Here is an 18,621-nt window from a genome sequence, read left to right on the forward strand (position 1 = left end):
CTGGCATAGAACGGTAGCCGAGAGGTTGCCGTTTTTTTTGTTGTAAGCGCTATTAGATGACTAATTTATGATTAAATGTGTTCTAATAGCGGCAATGATTAAGGGATGACGGTTTTTTGTACCGATGTGAGATGGAATTTTAACTCCTCCATACCCCCTAAAAAAATTCTAGGAAAAGATAATGGCAAAGTTTGATTACCGTTTAGTAGAGAAAAGCGACACTTGGACGGCACAAATCGTAAGACAAGTAACATCAAGAAAAACAATGGTCTCTAAAAAGCAGGCTGGTTTTGCTTCGGAAGCGGAAGCAAAAGAGTGGGCAGAAAAAGAGTTGGTTGAATTTTCAAAGAACCAAGCAGAGCGTAATGCTCGTAAAGCGGAGCAGCGCCGTGCAAATGAAGAAGTGATTGCACTGAAAAAAGAAAAAGCAGCAGAGCAAAAAGCAGCCTATGAAGCAGCGCGCCAAGCTGAAGAAGATGAGTACGAAGATTAAATCTTCCGATTTTTAAATTGCTCTAAATAGATAGACGCCTTAACGATTTGATAGGATGGTTAAGGCGTTATTTTTTGTATGCGAATAATCAGGACAATATGGATAAGCAGCTCATTGTTACTCAAATAATTCAGGCACTAGAAGCCGTTCGATTGGTTGCCGTAAATGCGGTGATTCAAGCGAGTGAAACGGCAACTCATGAAGAAAATGTTGCTGAAAACCAATACGACACACTGGGCTTAGAAGCTGCCTATTTGGCACATGGCCAAGCTCAGCGAGTGGCTGAGTGTGATGCAGATTTAGTGGCATTTAAAGTCTTATCTTTACCTGAAACGTCAGAAGATATGGCTGTAGCATTGGGGACGCTGGTAGTGATTGGTGATGAGATGGACTCGGAGCAATGCCTGTTTATTGGCCCAGCGGCAGGTGGTTTAAAGATTGAGCATCATGATCATTCTATTACGGTGATCACTCCCTCTTCCCCATTAGGTAAAGCGCTGATGGGCAGTCGATTGGATGATGAAGTTGAGCTGTGTATTGGTGACTCAAAACATACGTATGATGTTATCTCTGTGCTATAAATTTAAATGATCTTGTGCTTTTGTAAATAACCAAGCTTGATAGGCTGAAAGTGTTTGCTTCTACCTATCATTACTTGGCCCTCCCTTTTCTATCTGTTTTTTCTCTTTTCTTTTTTGTATATAAATCTTTACGGTTTGTTGATTAATTAATTTCATTGATTGATTATGGATTAACCAGTCTAGGTTGCTTCTTTATTTATTAAGTATTAATGTACTAGCTCGCTGATACACTGTGTTTACCATGGTGTTCCCTTTGTTGTAATCAGTAATGTTTTATAGGCAGTCGCAGTAGTATGGATAGCAGTATGAATGGTCAACGTGAAAATTTTGGGTCTCGGATAGGTTTTGTTCTTGCTGCAGCAGGTGCTGCTGTTGGTTTAGGTAATATTTGGGGATTCCCAACTCAAGCTGCCAGTAATGGCGGTGGCGCTTTTCTACTGGTTTATCTTTTTATGATCCTAGTGGTGGCTTTCCCTATGCTGGTGGTCGAGATGGCAATTGGCCGTTATGGTCAGGCGAACCCAGTGGATAGTATGAAGTCATTAACGACTAACCCTTTGGGCAAAACCGTAGGTGGTTTAGTCGGGTGGATCGGCCTGAGTGTCCCAAGCTTAGTTCTTGCATTTTATAGTATTGTGGGTGGCTGGTTAATTTGCTTTTTGCTTGGTGCGATTTTTGATGTTGTTGGTATGACAGCGGCGAGCGAATGGTTTAAAGGTTTCAGCGTTGAACGTAACCTATTTGGCACAATTACCTTTTATGTATTAACCATTTTAATTGTGCAAGGTGGCGTAAAGCAGGGTATTGAAAAATGGTCGACCCGTTTAATGCCAGCACTTTTTGTTTTGTTTGGTGTGCTGTTTATCTACATCATGACTCAACAAGGGGCTGTAGAAGGGCTAAAGCACTACTTAGTCCCTGATTTTGAAAAGATGTTTGATCGTAAATTGATCTTAGCGGCTATGGGGCAAGGGTTCTTCTCACTGACCATCGGTGGCTGTTCTATGCTGATTTACGGCTCTTACCTAAGTAAAAAAGAAAATCTGCCTAAAATGGCAATGAGTGTGACACTTGTTGATACTGCGGTAGCTTTTATTGCTGGATTGGTTGTTATGCCAGCCATGTTTGTAGCAATGCAAAAAGGGGTCGAAATCTACGCTAAAGATGGCTCACTGTTAAGCTCAGACACCTTAGTGTTTACTGTATTGCCGTTAATGTTTGAAAGTTTAGGCTTTTTAGGCCAACTGTTTGCGATAGTGTTTTTCTTATTGCTGACCATTGCTGCACTGACGTCCTCTATTTCTATGTTGGAATGTCCAGTGGCGTTAGTTAGTGAGCGTTTTGAGACTAAGCGTACACCAACAAGCTGGGTATTAGGTGGTTTGATTGCTGCCTTGAGTATCGTGATTGTGTTCAATTTTGGTGAGTTATTTGGTTTAGTTGCAATGATTGCCACTCAGTACTTACAACCAATCGCAGCATTGATGTTCTGCTTATTTGGTGGCTGGGTATGGAACCGTAACGCTAAGATGAAAGAGCTAGAGCAGGGTTGCCCAGAGTTCCGTCAGGGGTTATTTGGTAAAGTATGGCCTGTTTACGTGAAGTTTGTTTGTCCGGTGTTAGTGGTCACGGTTATTTGGGCTTCTTTTGGCTAACCACGGTTTAATGTTTATATGATTTGAATAAAACGGAAGCTATCATGGCTTCCGTTTTTTATGTTCGTGGCCTTTATGGCGTTGATGAGGGCAGGTGTTTTAACGGAATTGTTTGGCTTCTTCTAGGTATTCAAATCCAGCAGAGGCTAATTTATCCAGCAGGGCTTGTTTGTCTATATCAAAATATTTGACTAAATTGTCCAGATCCCCAAAGTCATCACGAAGTTTCATGTTGACGATGCTCATGAGCATGTTTGGATCCATTGATTCGAAGTTAGCTAAGTTCATGGCAATTAATCCTCAAAATCAGAGATAAGTAGGTTAGCGGCGGCAAAAGCAGCTTGCTCACGAACCTCTTTAGGTAGGGTTTCATTGGCTGCAATATCATTAAAGGTTTTTAAAGCACAGCTAATAGCTTGAGGAATATAACCTTGATCGCCACTGCCGATTTGCGCATAGATTTCACGAATTAACTCACAACAATCATAAACTTTCATTTTATTGCCTTATTCAAAGTGTCTGTCATCAACTATACACATCGGGAATAAAAAGAAAATATCTTAGATCAGGGAAGGCTCAGTATTATTTTTCGCGTTTATTTTTGTACAAACGGCGATCGGCACGTTCAAATAGGGAAGTCTTACTGTCTCCGATTTTATGCATGGCAAAACCAAAGGAGGTATCAATATTTAATTGGCTCAAGAAACTGTCTTCTTGTACCGTATTTGAGATCTCATGTGAGACACGATGAGCGGACTTTAATGATGCTGGTTGCATAATGATGCAAAACTCATCGCCACCAAGGCGGTAACAGCGATCAGAGGCGCGAACGGTTTTATTGATGATATGGGCAAAGCGGCAAATGACTTTATCGCCATCAAGATGACCGTATTCGTCATTGACTTGCTTAAAGTTATCCAGATCGAACATAAGGAGGGCTAAGCCAATATCTTCCCTTTGAGAGACGGCAATGGCATGAAGGATATCATTTTCAAAACTGGTTCGATTGCCCAGTCCTGATAAGTGATCTTTCATAGCAAGGTTTTTTACCCGGCGATACTCAATGGCCGTACTTAGTGGGCCAGTAAAGAGTTGGTGATAGGTTCTTAGTACATGGATTTCATCATCATCAAGCTTATAGGGGGTATGGTATTGCAATAAACCGAGCGATAAACTGCCCAGTTTTAATGAGAAAGTATGTGTAAATGGCGTGGCCGTACCTCGTTTGATCACGAAGCTTGTACTATCTAATTCCCAAACTAAATGTGAGACATCAATTTGTTTGCACGTCTCAGCCATCAGGATTTCGAATAAACGACGAAGATCGAGTACGCCTTGCAGCTTTTGCAATAACAGTAACTTTTGTTCAGCACTTATAGAAATGGGTTTTGTGTTTCTTTCGGCTGAAAGGGGCAATTCCAAGAGCACTGAGTCCATAGTAAAGTCAATGATTTTTAAGGATCGGTACAATACTCTTGAAGCATGATCATAATCAACATTTATTTATAAATTAATCACCATTGATCGGGATCTATTTCTAAAAATTTTTGTATTTTACGCTTTTTGTTTAAGGCATCTTGGTAGCCTAGTTGGATGAGTGCTTGAATGTAATCGGGTTCAAATAATAGATAGCTTGTAATCGATGCATCTTCTTTTGGACTGATACCTAATAGCTTCATTAATAACCTGACTTGTACGGGCATTTGTAAGTAATATTTTTTTGCTAGCGGTTCAAAGGGTTTACTTGGGGAAAGCTGGAAAACATCAATGTGCTTTAGGGCTGGGTCTCGAGACTCCTTAGCATCTGGTACTTTTTCGATCATGTGGTTGAGGTTATGCAGGTGTTCGATGTCCGCTTCTAATGTATCGCTAAAAATCGTATCCATTAAGTGACCGCCAATTTCGGCTAACCCTGGAGGGTGATTATCGATGGCTGGTTCGGTGTGTGAATTAGAAAGGTTAATAATGAATATTTTATCTGCCCCCATCTTTAAAGAAGGCCGGAGAGGGGCCAATTGGTGAATGGAGCCATCACCATAATAAGAGCTGCCAATTCTTGAGGCGGGAAATACCAACGGAATCGCTGAAGAAGCGAGTAAGTGTTCTGAGGTTATGTAAGAGGGTTTACCAATCGAACGAGCGGTACGCCATGGCTTAATGCTGTCATTGGCCTGATAAAAGCTGACGGACTTCCCCGTTTTATAGCTGGATGTGGTAATTGATAATCCGTGTAGCGCCCCTGAAGTGATTTGATGTTCAATGTGAGAGTAGTTAATGACTTGATCGAGCAGCTCCCTTAATGGGTGATTATCCAGTAGGCCAAAGGGGAGGGTATCAACATGGTTTGTTTTAAATCGAGCATACCACTGGGTGCTTAGGTGATTTAAGATCCCTTTAGAATCAGCATAGAAAACTTTTCCCGTATGCAAGCGAGACCAAAACCAATCTAGCTTTTTTATTCCAAGTCGAAAACACGTCGCATGAGTGGCTAATGAAGCGGTATTAATTGCTCCTGCTGAGGTGCCACAATAAATAGAAAAAGGGCTATGATGTACTCGTGGATACCACTCAGATATGGCTTTTAGTACACCTACTTGATAAGCCGCTCTTGCGCCGCCGCCGGTAAGTAATAAGCTGATTTTCTTTTTATTATCGCCCATAGCATGCCCTTTGAAGGAAGACCGCATGTATAAGCTTATACCAAAAAAAAGCCTCCGTGATAGGAGGCTTTATTTCGTGATCTAGCTAATGTTTATTTAAGCTGTGCTTTTACGTGAGCAACAATGTTGTCGATCTCAACACTTACTTTTTCACCATCACGGCGGTTTTTGTATTCAAAGTTACCTTCATCAATGCTGCGATCGCCGATCACAACAGTATGAGGGATACCGATAAGCTCGATGTCTTTGAACATAACGCCAGGGCGCTCTTTACGATCATCAAATAATACTTCAATGCCAGCTGCTGTTAGCTCTGCATACAGTTCTTCTGCTGCTTGCTTAACACGCTCAGATTTGTGCATGTTCATTGGCACGATAGCGACTTGGAATGGAGCCAGCGCTTCAGGCCAAATGATGCCGAATTTATCGTGGTTTTGCTCAATAGCAGAAGCCACAACACGTGATACACCGATACCGTAGCAGCCCATTTCTAGAGTCACGTTCTTGCCATCAGGACCAAGCACGTGACAGTTCATCTTCTCAGAGTAGTTTGTACCCAGTTGGAAGATATGACCCACTTCGATACCACGCTTAAGAAGAATAGTACCTTGGCCACATGGACTTGGATCGCCTTCTACTACGTTACGTAGATCTTCGATTTGTCCCAGTTCAACATCGCGGCCCCAGTTAATGCCAAAATAGTGTTTGCCATCAACGTTAGCACCCGCACCGAAATCACTCATTGCTGCGACAGAGCGGTCAACAATAAATGGCAGCTTTAGACCTACAGGGCCTAGTGAACCAGGGCCTGCACCGACAAGCGCACGGATTTCAGCTTCTTCAGCCATTTCTAATGGAGAAGCAACTTGTGGTAGGTTTTCGGCTTTAATTTCATTTAGCTCATGATCGCCACGGATGATCAGCGCAACGATATCAGCGTCTACTTCATCAGAAGCTTTCACGAATAAAGTTTTAACGGTTTTCTCGATAGCAAGGCCGTGTTGTTCTACTAGCTCTGCAATGGTTTTTGCATTTGGTGTATCAACCAGCTCCATTTCTTGAGTTGGAGAGGCACGTTCACCTGCTGGCGCCAAAGCTTCCGCTTTTTCGATATTTGCAGCGTAGTCAGATTCAGAAGAGAAGGCGATTAGGTCTTCGCCACTTTCAGCAAGTACATGGAACTCATGAGAGCCGTTACCACCGATAGCGCCAGTGTCAGCCAGTACTGGACGGTAATCAAGCCCCATACGGTCGAATGCTCGGCAGTAAGCTTCGTGCATTGCTTCGTAAGATTTTTCTAGACCTTCTTTGTCGATGTCAAAGCTGTATGCATCCATCATCGAGAATTCACGTGCACGCATGACACCAAAGCGAGGGCGTCGTTCATCACGGAATTTGGTCTGGATTTGGTACAGGTTCAGTGGAAGTTGTTTGTAAGAGTTTACTTCGTTACGAACAAGGCTTGTGATCACTTCTTCTGCTGTTGGGCTAAGCACAAACGGACGGTCATGGCGATCAGTTAAGCGAAGCAGTTCAGCACCCATCTTCTCAGAGCGGCCTGTCTCTTCCCATAGCTCAAAAGGTTGAACAACGGGCATTAACGTTTCAACAGCGCCTCCGTTGTTGATCTCTTCACGAACAATGTTTTCGACTTTACGCAGTACACGTAGACCAGTAGGTAGCCAAGTATATAGACCTGAAGCTAGCTTACGGATCATACCTGCACGTAGCATCAGCTGGTGGCTGATGACTTCAGCGTCGTTTGGTGTCTCCTTCAGGGTAGAAAGAAGATAGTTACTGGTACGCATTGATGGCATCCGTTTGTTGGAGGGAAAGATAAACTCTCGTTGGACCTAATGTCTCATTCGGAGTAATTTGATTAAGCGAACTATACTATCAGCCAATTTATGATCTCAAAAGGGTTCTATACCGAAACGGCTTTAAAATACTCAGAAATACGCTTTTGGTAATTCCTTTTGAGCGTGATACCGAGAGTTTCAGCTTTTATATTTCATCTGTTCGGGTGAACCCTCCCGGTTTTATGCCTGCTCTATTCGGAGAGAGGGAAGACACCAGTGACAATGATATTGTCTAATTTCACCACGAATTTTACATTCAAATCGAACAGATTAACGGCATATTCTTTGTTGTCTTCTTTGCTTTTTTTGTAAGCAGGGCGGGGATCTTGGCTCAACACTTCTTTTATCACTGCTTTTACTTGTTTCTGGTTGTTATGTTGGTGAAGTTGAGTCAAGGCTTGCTCAGAAAAGTTTACATCTAAAAGTTCAGGAGCACGCTCTGCGAATCCGCCAATGGCATCGGGGATAGCGTCTGAATAAGGGACGTAAGGTTTGATATCAATGATGGGAGTGCCTTCCACTAAATCTACGCTGCCGAGCTCCAAGGTCGTTTGATCTTTTTCTTGTATTACACCTTTTAGTTCAACGGCTGACATGCCAATGCCATTGGGCCGAAAGGTGGCTCGTGAAGCAAACACACCAATACGTTCATTACCTCCTAACCGTGGTGGTCTAACAGTCGGTCTCCAACCAGCATCTAGGTTTTGATCAAATAAAAATAACAGCCACACATGAGAAAATTGCTCAATGCCACGCACCGACTCAGGGGTATTGGCAGCGCCCGTTAAGGTTAGGTAAGCTGTAGTACTGGGTGCTAATCGAGGTTGTCGAGGGACAGCAAACTTTTCTTTATATGGAGAGTGGATGACGCCGATTGGATCGAGTGTGTAGGTCATAGTGTTGTTCTCAAATTCTTATTGCGGCGACTTTACCATAAAAAATATCTTGATCTTTAACTGAGAATTATTATTAAATAGAAATCATTGAAATGTTATAACATAACAAGATGGCTTGGTCGTTAATAACCGTTAAATGAGATAAGGATTTGATCATGAAAGAAGGCATCCACCCAGAATACCGACCTGTTGTTTTTCACGATACCAGTGTTGATAAATACTTTGTCATTGGCTCTACGTTGCAAACTGACCGAACCATTACATGGGAAGACGGTAAAGAGTACCCGTATATGACTCTTGATGTCTCTGCTGAATCTCACCCGTTTTATACTGGTAAGCAGCGCGTGGCGAATAAAGAAGGTCGTATTGCGAACTTCAATCGTCGTTTCGGGGCACTGAAGGGGCAGAAATAATGAAAGTATTAAGCTCCCTGAAAAGTGCGAAAAACCGTCACCGTGATTGTCAAGTTGTGAAGCGTCGTGGACGAGTGTATGTGATTTGCAAATCAAACCCTCGATTCAAAGCGGTGCAAGGTAAAGTGAAAAAGAAATAACGCCTGAAAACGTTGGTTGGCTGATATAAAAAAGGTTGACGATAAACGTCAACCTTTTTTGTTTTACGTGATGCAAAGTGAAGGGTTACCAGCCTTTAACAATACCGCCTTTGAAAGTTTCAAATGCCGCTTGGTACACTTCTTCTGTTTGGTAAGATTTAACAAACGTTTTCACATTTTCAGCATTCACATTGTCTTGACGAGCAACAATCAAGTTTACGTATGGAGACTCTTTGTTTTCAACAAACACACCGTCTTTTTCTGGCGTCAGGTTAATGCTGCTCGCGTAAGTGGTGTTGATGATAGACAAAGTAACGTCATCCAGTGAGCGTGGTAGCTGAGCCGCATCCAGTTCAACAATTTCAATGTTTTTCGGGTTAGTTGCAATATCACGAACCGTTGCAGCAAGACCTGCCCCTTCTTTAAGAGTTAACAGACCTTGTTGCTCAAGTAGAAGCAGTGAGCGGCCAAGGTTTGTTGGATCGTTTGGTACTGCAATGCGTGCACCGTCTTCAATGCTAGCAACGTCTGTGACTTTTTTAGAATAACCCGCAATTGGGTAAACAAACGTGTTGCCTGCGATTTCTAGCTTGTAACCACGGTCAATCACTTGCTGATCTAGGTATGGCTTGTGTTGGAATGCATTGATATCAATAGAGCCATCATCCAGAGCCGCATTGGGTGTTACGTAATCGGTAAAAGTAACCAGTTCAACGTTTAGGTTGTATTGCTCTTTAGCCACTTTTGCTGCTACTTCAGCAACTTGTGCCTCAGCACCTGCCATTACACCTACTTTGATTGTGTTCACATCAACTTCTTTTTCACCACAACCTGCTAGAACTAATGTAGATGCAATACCCGCAACGGCAGCTAGGTTTTTTAATGTAAATTTCATCGATATCTCCTTATTAAATTTTCCAACTCATGTTGTATTTGTACAGCTGTCTACGCTGTTTTATCTGTGATCTACACGGCGAACAAGGGCATCACCGGCAGATTGAATGATTTGTACCAGTACGATCAGCATGACTACGGTTACGGCCATGATGGTTAGATCATAACGATGGAAGCCATAGCGGATGGCTACGTCTCCTAAACCGCCACCGCCGACAGTACCAGCCATTGCTGAGTAGCTCACAAGAGTGACCAGAGTTATGGTGACTGAGTTTAAAATGGTTGGTAGTGCTTCAGGCAATAACACCTTAGTGATGATTTGCATTGGTGTCGCCCCCATAGACTGAGCCGCTTCCACTAATCCCGTCGATACTTCAATCAATGCACCTTCTATTAAACGAGCAACAAAAGGAATAGCACCAATAGTCAAAGGTACGATGGCCGCGGTAGTACCGATAAAGCTACCTACAAGCAGTTTGGTAAACGGAATAATGGCTACCATCAATACGAGGAACGGCACAGAGCGACCAATATTAACAATGGCACCCAATATTTTGTTTACGTGCACATGTTCTAGCAGGCCACCTTTTTTCGTAATGTGTAGGATCACACCAAGTGGAATTCCAACCGCAAAACCAATGACACCTGAAAATAAGACCATATAAATGGTTTGCCAGGTGGCTTCAAGTAATAAGCCTGCGTTTAAGCCAAGCCACTCTGAAATTGCATTAAATGACATAGCCTAATACCTCTACTTTTACTTTATGTTCCCGCAGGAATTGAACTGCTTGGTTTGTTGCTTCATCTGTACCGAAAAACTCAGCCAACATTAAGCCAAATTTAACGCCGCCAGCGTAATCAATGTCTGAGCTTAGAATGCTGATATCAATGCTGAACTCACGTGCAATTTGGCTAATTAGTGGGGCATCGACGGTTGCACCTGTAAACTCTAAACGAACTAGTGGGTAGCTGCCTTCGACACGCTCTTTCTGAAGGCGAGCTTGGAAGTCTTCAGGAATGGATAAATCCAATGTTGCACGAATGAATTCACGAGCTAATTCTGTTTTTGGGTGAGCAAAAATATCACTAACCGGGCCTTTTTCTACTAGTTCACCACCACCAATAATGGCTACTTCATGACAGATGTTTTTTACGACGTCCATTTCATGGGTGATTAAAAGAATAGTGATGTTCAGTTTACGATTGATCTCTTTTAGCAACTCAAGAATAGATTGAGTCGTTGCTGGATCCAAGGCGCTGGTGGCTTCATCACAAAGTAATACTTTAGGATCCGATGCCAGTGCACGGGCAATGGCAACACGCTGTTTTTGGCCGCCACTTAAATTGGCAGGGTAGGTATCGTGCTTGTCGGCCAGCCCTACTAAAGCCAGAAGCTCAGTGACTTTGTTTTTGGTTTTGTCAGCGTCTACTTTTGCTAGCTCAAGAGGTAAAGCAACATTATTGAAAACGGTGCGAGACGATAACAAATTAAAGTGTTGGAAAATCATGCCAATATTACGGCGAGCTTTACTTAGTTCGCGGTTTGATAGCTTGGTTAAATCGGTGCCATCAACAATTACTTCACCACTGGTTGGCTTTTCTAACATGTTAACACAACGAATCAGTGTGCTTTTCCCTGCACCAGACGATCCAATTACGCCAAAAATAGCGCCTTGTGGAATATGAAGGTTAATCTCTTTCAGAGCATGAATCTCCTTTGCTCCTTGGTAAAAAACCTTATTTACGTGATTAATTTCAATCATGAGACATCCTGGATTGGGTGCGAAAGCTCGCTATTTTACAGTCACTTTTAGATACATTTTTACGAAAAGTTGAGACAGTTCGCATTGATAATCCGATGCTATGAGCTATACGTAATTAAGTCAATAGATATTTTTACGTCTAGACGTCTAAACGGTGAAAAGCACGTGAATCATTCGGCAAAGCATGGGATAATTTTGGGAAACGGGTCATTTCAGAGGGCTATATTTTGGCCAAACCAGCAGTATTTATCGATCGTGATGGTGTGATTAATGTAGATCACGGTTATGTACATAAAGTCGATGATTTTGAGTATGTCGATGGGGTGTTCGAAGCGACACGTAAACTGAAAGAAATGGGTTACTTATTGGTTCTTGTCACGAACCAATCAGGCATTGCTCGTGGTATGTTCAGTGAAGATGAATTTATGTCGCTAACAGAATGGATGGATTGGAACTTTGTTGATAATGGCGTCGAGTTTGATGGCATCTATTACTGTCCGCATCATCCAGAGCATGGGGTTGGGGATTACAAGCAAGATTGTGATTGCCGTAAGCCAAAGCCAGGCATGTTTAATACCGCAAAGTCGTTTTTAAAAATCGATATGGATAACTCGGTAATGATTGGTGATAAAGCCGAAGACATGATGGCAGCAGAAGCAGCAGGAGTTGGTACTCGTATTTTGGTTAAAACGGGTAAGCCAGTTACTGAAAAAGGGGAGCTATTGGCATCCGCTGTGCTAGATAGCATTGCCGATGTGCCTGCATTTTTAGCGAAGTAAATCCATTTTTACAGAACTGTGATATCAAGGGCCATTTTTATGGCTCTTTTTAGATTTGGGATCCAACAGGATTAATTTTTGACACTAATGTAACAATCTGGCTTATTTCATTTCACACCACTTTCTTTTCTTGTCTCATTTTTGCAAACTGCATCTTATTCTCTAGTATTCCAGTAACGTAAAGCTATTTTATATTAAAATAACAGGTTGTTAATTGTCAACTTTAGCTTTAAATTCAGTTGGTTAGTGGTTTCTGAACATAAGGATATGGGGCTATATTGCGATGATTTCTTATCTGTTACGACGATTGTTGTTAATCGTACCTACATTTATCGGTATTACGCTGCTGATTTTCACCTTGACTCGTTTTGTGCCAGGTGGCCCAGTTGAGCGAATGATACTTAACCTTCAGATGCAAAGTGCGTCTTCTGAAACGGGTGGCACAAGCAGTGTGACTGAAGGCAATAATGCCTTATCAGAAGATCAAATTGCTGAATTGAATGCATTTTATGGTTTAGACAAGCCTGTTATTGAAGCGTACATCGAGTGGTTAGGTAAGCTAGTGGTGTTTGATTTTGGTGAATCAACCCGTTATTACGAGCCCGTTATCGATATGATTGCAGAGCGTCTACCTGTCTCTCTTTTCTATGGTTTAGCGACTTTTTTGATCAGTTATTTGATTTCAATTCCACTTGGTTATCTTAAAGCACTCAAACACGGCAGTGTGCTTGATTCATCCAGCTCTATTGTCATCTTTGTTGGTTTTGCACTACCGGGCTATGTGATCGGGGTGTTATTGATCAGCTTATTTGGTTACCAGCTTGAATGGTTTCCTATGGGCGGTTTTATAGGCGATGACTTTGAAGATCTAGAACTCTTCGGCCAAATAAAAGATGTATTGTGGCATGCGGTCTTGCCTTTAACTTGTTATCTCATTGGTGACTTTGCCTTACTCACCATGACAATGAAAAATAACTTAATGGAAAACCTTGCGGCAGATTACGTTCGTACTGCCATTGCAAAAGGTTTACCGTTCCGTCAGGCAGTTCGTAAACACGCATTGCGTAACAGCTTAATACCAGTGGCGAGTCATTTTGGTAACTCATTAATGTTCTTCATGACGGGGTCGTTTTTAATTGAAGTAATTTTCAACATCGATGGTATTGGTTTACTGGGTTATGAAGCGATTGTGGAGCGAGATTATCCAGTGGTGATGGGTATTTTTGCAATCAACGCCATGATGCTGATGTTAGGTAATATTTTATCTGATATTTGTGTTGCCCTTGTTGATCCACGTGTGAAGTTTGGAGCGTAATTATGATCAATATCAGTCCATTAACTCATAAAAAAATTCAGCGTTTTAAAGGTATTAAGCGAGGCTATTGGTCTTTTAATATTTTGCTTGTTTTACTATTGGTTGCGTGTTTTGCAGAGTTACTTGTCAATAGCCGAGCAATTGTGGTGAGCTACCAAGGTGAACTGCATTTTCCAACTTACACAGCGGTGAAGTCTGGTGAGACGTTCGGGTTACCTTATCAGCACGAAACTAACTACCGTGACCTAAAAGAGCAGTTTGCAGAGCAAGATAATGGTGACTTTGTCATTATGCCACCAATCCCATGGAACCCGTATGAACAAGACTTTAGCGGAGATTTTCCACCAGTAGCCCCAAGCTTTGAAGATAATCATTATTTAGGTACGGACACGGTTGGTCGCGATATTGCCGCGAGATTGATTTATGGCTTTCGAATTGCGATTGGCTTTGCGTTGATCACGTTGGCAATTTCGTACGCGATTGGTGTTTCTGTTGGTTGTGCGATGGGGTATTTCGGCGGCAAATTTGATCTCTTCTTCCAGCGTTTTATTGAGATTTGGTCTATGGTGCCATTCCTATACGTGATCATGATCCTTGTTTCGATTATGAAGCCAAGCTTTATGCTGTTTACCATGATAAACGTGATGTTTGGTTGGATGGGGATGACATGGTACATGCGAACCATGACCTATAAGGAAAAAGCGCGCGAATATGTCATGGCTGCCAAAGCACTAGGGGCATCAAATTGGCGTATTCTGTTCAACCATATCCTACCGAATACTATGGTTATGATTGTTACTTTGGCCCCATTTACCATCGTAGCCAACATTACCGCATTAACTGCATTAGATTATTTAGGTTTAGGTCTAATGCCACCAACCCCAAGTTGGGGAGAATTACTGCAACAAGGTAAATCTAATTTAGATTCCCCATGGATTGCAGCCTCTGTAGTAACAGCGATTGTGGCTGTTCTGATTATGGTTACTTTTATAGGTGAAGCGATTCGTGAAGCCTTTGATCCGAAAAAGTACACCCGATACATCTAATATGAAGCACTGTAAAGTGAACAATAAAACAGACAAGGATGTGATGATGAGAAAATTAAATTTACTTGCACTAAGTACGGCATTTGCATTGTGGGGAACGAGCGTTCAGGCTGAAACATTACCAAGTGATTTGGCATGGCAAACCAACTGGGATGAAGAAACATTTGCTTCCCCTAATGCTAAGTTTGGTGGTACATACCGTACTTATGCGCAAAGTTTCCCGCAGACCTTTCGTACGGTAGGCCCAGATTCAAACGGTGCATTCCGTTCTTGGTTATTAGAAGCGTCTTTATATCCGCTAGACAAACACCCAATTTCAGGTGAATGGATCCCATCTCTTGCTAGCTCTTGGGCATTTGGCGATGACAATAAAACGGTTTACTTTAAATTAAACCCAGAAGCCAAGTGGAGTGATGGTAAGCCGGTTACTAGTAAAGATTATGAGTTTATGCTCAACCTTATGCGCTCTAAAGATATTATAGCGCCTTGGTATAATGACTTTTTCACAACGGAAATCAGCGACATCATTAGCTTTGATGAGCACACTATCGCTATTGTTTCAGCCAAAGAGCGTAACCGCGATGAGCTATTAGAGTTTACGAATTTAACACCACGTCCGGCTCATTTTTATGGCAAACCTAAAGTAGATAAAAATGGTGATGGTGTTGAAGACAAGTTTGTTCGAAAGTACAACTTTAAACCGGAGCCCGTCACAGGCCCTTATTACGTCGATAAAATTAAAAAAGGCAAAAGCATCACCTTCAAACACGTTGGCACAGATTGGTGGGGATACAGCAATAAGTACTACCAAAATCGCTACAACGTAGAAAAAATTCGCATCAAAGTGATTCGTGATGCCGACATCGCATTAAAGCACTTTGAAAAAGGTAACTTAGATTCGTTCAACGTGCGCCGTCCAGATTTGTGGCATGACAAAGCCAAAGGCGAATTATACGACAACGGATACATTCATAAAGCGTGGGCGTTCAACCAAGCACCAGTAGGAGCAGGTGGCCTATGGATCAATAGTGCTAAGCCTATGTTGGATGACTTGAACGTCCGTAAAGGTATTCGTCATGCCATTGATTTTGAAACCATGATTCAAAAAGTACTTCGTGGAGACTTTGTACGAAAACCTAACGGTATGGGGTTTGGCCACGGCGATTACGATAATACCGACATTAAAGCGCCGGAGTTTGATCCTGACAAGGCTGCCCAATATTTCGAAGCAGCAGGTTTTACGACAGTAGGCTCTGATGGTATTCGTACTAACGATGAAGGACAAAAGTTAAGCTTTTCGATCACCTATTCAAAACAATCAGATACACCTCGTATCGCTGTTCTGCGTGAACAAGCTAAGCAAGCTGGTTTAGATTTGCAAATGAACCTTGTGGATGGTTCTAGTGCTTTTAAGTTTGTATTAGAGAAGAAGCATGAGTTGTCATTCCACAATATGGGAACCGCAGATATTCCAGGTTACTGGCAATATTTCCACTCTGATAATGCGAATAAACCACAGACTAACCATTTCACTAACTACGCGACACCAGAGTTAGATGAAATGATCATGCAGTTCAAAAACGAGTTTGATATCGATAAGAAAAAAGCACTTTCTCGTGATATCCAAAAAGTGATTGATGATGCCGCCGTTATTGTTCCGGGTTACATGGTGCCATACGCGCGTGAAGCTTACTGGCGCTGGATTGAATTACCAGAAAAACTAGCAACAAAGAAAACGGGTTATTTATTCCATGACTGGGGCTTCAAGCAGAGCTACGGTACTTTCTGGTTGAACTCAGAAGTGAAAAAAGAAACGAAAAAGGCCATGGATAAAGGAACTGTGTTTGAGCCAGTCACTATTGTCGATGAGACGTATAAGTTGTAACGCGAAAAAGAAGTATAGCTATGGAAAGAGATATCGTTTTATCTGTTGAAAACTTAGCAACGGAATTTACTACTGATGATGGCGTGGTTCGTGTACTTGATGGCGTGAGCTTTCAAGTACCAAGAGGTAAAACGCTGGGCATTGTAGGTGAATCTGGTTGTGGTAAGAGTGTTACTTCAATGTCGATCATGGGGTTGCTTCCGCGACCTTATGGGCAAGTTGTTGACGGAAAAATCCTTTACCGCGATCAAGATTTAACGAAGTTAAGTGCAGAAAAATTATATGAGATGCGTGGTAACCGTATTTCTATGATTTTTCAAGACCCAATGACGGCGTTGAACCCAGTTCATACGATTGGCAAACAGTTGATAGAGGTTCTCAAGCTACATCGCACAGACTTAAGTAAGAAAGAACAATTCGCCTATGCGTTAGAAATGCTAGAGAAAGTGGGGATCCCATCGCCAGAGACTCGCATTAATGAGTATCCACACAACTTATCTGGGGGAATGCGACAGCGAGTAATGATTGCTATTGCTTTGGCGTGTAACCCTGATGTCTTGATTTGTGATGAACCAACGACTGCATTAGACGTAACTGTTCAAGCGCAGATCTTAGAGTTAATGGCTTCTTTGCAAGAAGAAACAGGTATGTCCATTATCTTTATTACCCATGATCTTGGTGTAGTGGCCGAGATTTGTGATGAGGTGGTGGTGATGTACGCAGGGCGAGTGGCTGAACAAGCCGGGATCATGGAATTATTCGACAACCCTAAGCACCCCTATACTCGTGGTTTAATGGCTTCAATGCCGAGCCTAAATATGACACCTAAAACAGAGCTGGATACGATCCCTGGTGCAGTTCCTTCTTTGAGTGAAATGCCAAGCGGCTGTCGTTTTTCGACTCGTTGTAAGAATAAACAAGCCAAGTGTGAAACAGTTGCACCGGCACTTCAGCCTGTTGCTGCTTCTCATAATGTGAGTTGTCATTTTTGGGGAGAGTTAAGCCATGCCTGAGTTATTACGTATTGAAGAAATTAAGCAGCACTTCTCTTCAGGGAAAGGGTTATTTAAACCTGGCTATACGGTACACGCCGTTGATGGTGTGTCATTGAGTGTGAATAAAGGGGAAACTTTAGGTTTAGTCGGGGAGTCTGGCTGCGGAAAAAGTACATTAGGTCGTACTATTCTAAAGTTGTTTGAGCCAACGTCGGGGCAAATCTTTTTTGATGGCCGTGATATTACCAGCCTAAGCACAAAAGAGATGCGTTCTCTTCGCCAAGAAATGCAAATTATCTTTCAAGATCCGACGGAGTCGCTAAACCCTCGTCATACCATAGAAATGATTTTGGAGGAGCCCTACGTTATTCATGGTGTCGGTACACCGGAAGAGCGTCGTAAATGGGTTGCAGAGCTATTGGTAAAAGTAGGCTTACCTGAATCCGCTGCTAGCCGTTACCCACATGAATTTTCTGGCGGACAAAAACAGCGAATTGGTATTGCCAGAGCTATTGCACTTAAACCAAAATTGATTGTGTGTGATGAATCTGTCTCTGCACTGGATGTGTCGGTACAAGCTCAGATCTTGAATTTATTGCTGTCACTACAAAAAGAGATGGATCTTGCGCTTGTCTTTATTGCCCATGATTTATCGGTGGTAAAGCATATCTCAGATAAAGTTGCGGTGATGTATTTAGGTAAAATTGTTGAGTATGGTGAAGCCGAAGCTGTTTATCATTCACCGAAGCACCCTTATACCAAGGCTTTACTCTCGGCAATTCCTGTCACTCACCCAAGGTTTAGAGGTAAAGAACGCGTTATTTTAACGGGGGATGTGCCTTCTCCAATTAATCCACCAAAAGGGTGCCGTTTTTATTCTCGTTGTTCTAAAGCCGAATTGCATTGCAAATCTCATGAACCACTGCGTCAAACCGTGGATCAGAATCAGCATGAAGTGGCTTGCCACCTTTATGATTAACAATGTAGTTCAATAAATAGCCATTAAACCTTGTTTTGGTTGATTTTTGTTCGGTTGGGCGGTTTTTTGGTTTTTTTATTAAAATAGGGGTTGCCAACTTTAAATTGCTCTTTATAATGCGACCCCACTGACACGGAAGATGGCAGCTAAGCCATTATCTAGTCAGTAAGTTCTTTAACAATTTGACCATGCAATCTGTGTGGGCACTCGTGAATAGATAGTCAAAACTATTTGTCTTCACTTTTTAAAAGTGAAAGCAAAATGGCAT

Annotated in this window: 20 protein-coding genes; 11 read left to right on the forward strand and 9 right to left on the reverse strand. The window is 42.2% G+C overall.

The genetic code is table 11. The features are described 5' to 3' along the window. Positions 1-181 precede the first annotated feature (181 nt). The 3 genes from MHO82_RS17300 (at position 182) to MHO82_RS17310 (ending at position 2,729) form a co-directional block, all read left to right on the forward strand. Positions 182-493 (forward strand): DUF3622 domain-containing protein, encoded by a 312-nt coding sequence (locus MHO82_RS17300; protein WP_239185743.1) that lies wholly within the window; start codon positions 182-184, stop codon positions 491-493. A 98-nt stretch (positions 494-591) separates the two neighbouring features. Then, positions 592-1,074: a GreA/GreB family elongation factor gene (locus MHO82_RS17305; protein WP_239185745.1), complete on the forward strand. Its 483-nt coding sequence runs from the start codon at positions 592-594 to the stop codon at positions 1,072-1,074. Positions 1,075-1,379: 305 nt separating this feature from the next. Further along, a complete protein-coding gene (locus MHO82_RS17310; RefSeq protein WP_239185747.1) occupies positions 1,380-2,729 on the forward strand; it encodes a sodium-dependent transporter in 1,350 nt (449 codons plus the stop codon). A 99-nt stretch (positions 2,730-2,828) separates the two neighbouring features. On the opposite strand, the gene MHO82_RS17315 is transcribed toward MHO82_RS17310, so the two are convergent. The 6 genes from MHO82_RS17315 to tsaA all read right to left on the reverse strand — a co-directional run bounded on the left by MHO82_RS17315 (position 2,829) and on the right by tsaA (position 8,144). After that, positions 2,829-3,017, reverse strand: a complete 189-nt coding sequence (locus MHO82_RS17315; RefSeq protein WP_239185749.1) for a DUF4250 domain-containing protein — start codon at positions 3,015-3,017, stop codon at positions 2,829-2,831. 5 nt (positions 3,018-3,022) lie between these two features. Continuing rightward, positions 3,023-3,226: a YaeP family protein gene (locus tag MHO82_RS17320; protein ID WP_239185751.1), complete on the reverse strand. Its 204-nt coding sequence runs from the start codon at positions 3,224-3,226 to the stop codon at positions 3,023-3,025. A gap of 85 nt (positions 3,227-3,311) precedes the next feature. Continuing rightward, positions 3,312-4,166: a GGDEF domain-containing protein gene (locus tag MHO82_RS17325; RefSeq protein WP_239185753.1), complete on the reverse strand. Its 855-nt coding sequence runs from the start codon at positions 4,164-4,166 to the stop codon at positions 3,312-3,314. A gap of 77 nt (positions 4,167-4,243) precedes the next feature. Continuing rightward, on the reverse strand, positions 4,244-5,389 hold the full coding sequence (locus MHO82_RS17330; protein ID WP_239185755.1) for a patatin-like phospholipase family protein: 1,146 nt from the start codon (positions 5,387-5,389) through the stop codon (positions 4,244-4,246). A gap of 92 nt (positions 5,390-5,481) precedes the next feature. Continuing rightward, complete coding sequence (locus MHO82_RS17335) at positions 5,482-7,197, reverse strand: proline--tRNA ligase (RefSeq protein ID WP_239185757.1); 1,716 nt, start codon at positions 7,195-7,197, stop codon at positions 5,482-5,484. A 242-nt stretch (positions 7,198-7,439) separates the two neighbouring features. Further along, entirely contained in the window at positions 7,440-8,144 is a 705-nt protein-coding gene (tsaA, locus tag MHO82_RS17340; RefSeq protein ID WP_239185758.1) for a tRNA (N6-threonylcarbamoyladenosine(37)-N6)-methyltransferase TrmO, read from the reverse strand. Between the two features lie 155 nt (positions 8,145-8,299). Between tsaA and MHO82_RS17345 the strand changes: the two genes are divergently transcribed. Beyond that, positions 8,300-8,557 (forward strand): type B 50S ribosomal protein L31, encoded by a 258-nt coding sequence (locus tag MHO82_RS17345; protein WP_239185760.1) that lies wholly within the window; start codon positions 8,300-8,302, stop codon positions 8,555-8,557. Next, positions 8,557-8,697, forward strand: coding sequence for a type B 50S ribosomal protein L36 (gene ykgO, locus MHO82_RS17350; RefSeq protein WP_239185762.1), 141 nt, complete (start codon positions 8,557-8,559; stop codon positions 8,695-8,697). Before MHO82_RS17345 ends, ykgO begins: the two co-directional genes overlap by 1 nt. 85 nt (positions 8,698-8,782) lie before the next feature. On the opposite strand, the gene metQ is transcribed toward ykgO, so the two are convergent. Genes metQ through metN form a run of 3 tightly spaced genes read right to left on the reverse strand, consistent with a single transcriptional unit; the run spans position 8,783 to position 11,354 of the window. After that, the gene (gene metQ / locus MHO82_RS17355; protein WP_239185764.1) at positions 8,783-9,592 is read right to left on the reverse strand and encodes a methionine ABC transporter substrate-binding lipoprotein MetQ; all 810 of its coding nucleotides are present in this window, start codon (positions 9,590-9,592) and stop codon (positions 8,783-8,785) included. A 60-nt stretch (positions 9,593-9,652) separates the two neighbouring features. Next, positions 9,653-10,330, reverse strand: a complete 678-nt coding sequence (locus MHO82_RS17360; RefSeq protein ID WP_239185766.1) for a methionine ABC transporter permease — start codon at positions 10,328-10,330, stop codon at positions 9,653-9,655. Then, a complete protein-coding gene (metN, locus tag MHO82_RS17365) occupies positions 10,320-11,354 on the reverse strand; it encodes a methionine ABC transporter ATP-binding protein MetN (RefSeq protein ID WP_239185768.1) in 1,035 nt (344 codons plus the stop codon). The genes MHO82_RS17360 and metN overlap by 11 nt, the downstream gene beginning before the upstream one ends. Positions 11,355-11,581: 227 nt before the next feature. Here metN and gmhB point away from each other — a divergent pair, with 227 nt between their 5' ends. The 6 genes from gmhB to MHO82_RS17395 all read left to right on the forward strand — a co-directional run bounded on the left by gmhB (position 11,582) and on the right by MHO82_RS17395 (position 18,353). Next, complete coding sequence (gene gmhB / locus MHO82_RS17370; protein WP_239185770.1) at positions 11,582-12,133, forward strand: D-glycero-beta-D-manno-heptose 1,7-bisphosphate 7-phosphatase; 552 nt, start codon at positions 11,582-11,584, stop codon at positions 12,131-12,133. Positions 12,134-12,416: 283 nt separating this feature from the next. Then, on the forward strand, positions 12,417-13,448 hold the full coding sequence (locus MHO82_RS17375) for an ABC transporter permease subunit (protein ID WP_239185772.1): 1,032 nt from the start codon (positions 12,417-12,419) through the stop codon (positions 13,446-13,448). 2 nt (positions 13,449-13,450) lie between these two features. Then, on the forward strand, positions 13,451-14,494 hold the full coding sequence (locus tag MHO82_RS17380) for an ABC transporter permease subunit (protein WP_239185774.1): 1,044 nt from the start codon (positions 13,451-13,453) through the stop codon (positions 14,492-14,494). A gap of 43 nt (positions 14,495-14,537) precedes the next feature. After that, positions 14,538-16,379: an extracellular solute-binding protein gene (locus MHO82_RS17385; RefSeq protein WP_239185776.1), complete on the forward strand. Its 1,842-nt coding sequence runs from the start codon at positions 14,538-14,540 to the stop codon at positions 16,377-16,379. A gap of 20 nt (positions 16,380-16,399) precedes the next feature. Next, complete coding sequence (locus tag MHO82_RS17390; protein ID WP_239185778.1) at positions 16,400-17,392, forward strand: ABC transporter ATP-binding protein; 993 nt, start codon at positions 16,400-16,402, stop codon at positions 17,390-17,392. Next, positions 17,385-18,353, forward strand: coding sequence for a dipeptide ABC transporter ATP-binding protein (locus MHO82_RS17395; protein ID WP_239185780.1), 969 nt, complete (start codon positions 17,385-17,387; stop codon positions 18,351-18,353). The genes MHO82_RS17390 and MHO82_RS17395 overlap by 8 nt, the downstream gene beginning before the upstream one ends. Positions 18,354-18,621: the final 268 nt, after the last annotated feature.

The organism is Vibrio sp. Of7-15 (assembly GCF_022347565.1).
GTDB lineage: Bacteria > Pseudomonadota > Gammaproteobacteria > Enterobacterales > Vibrionaceae > NORP241.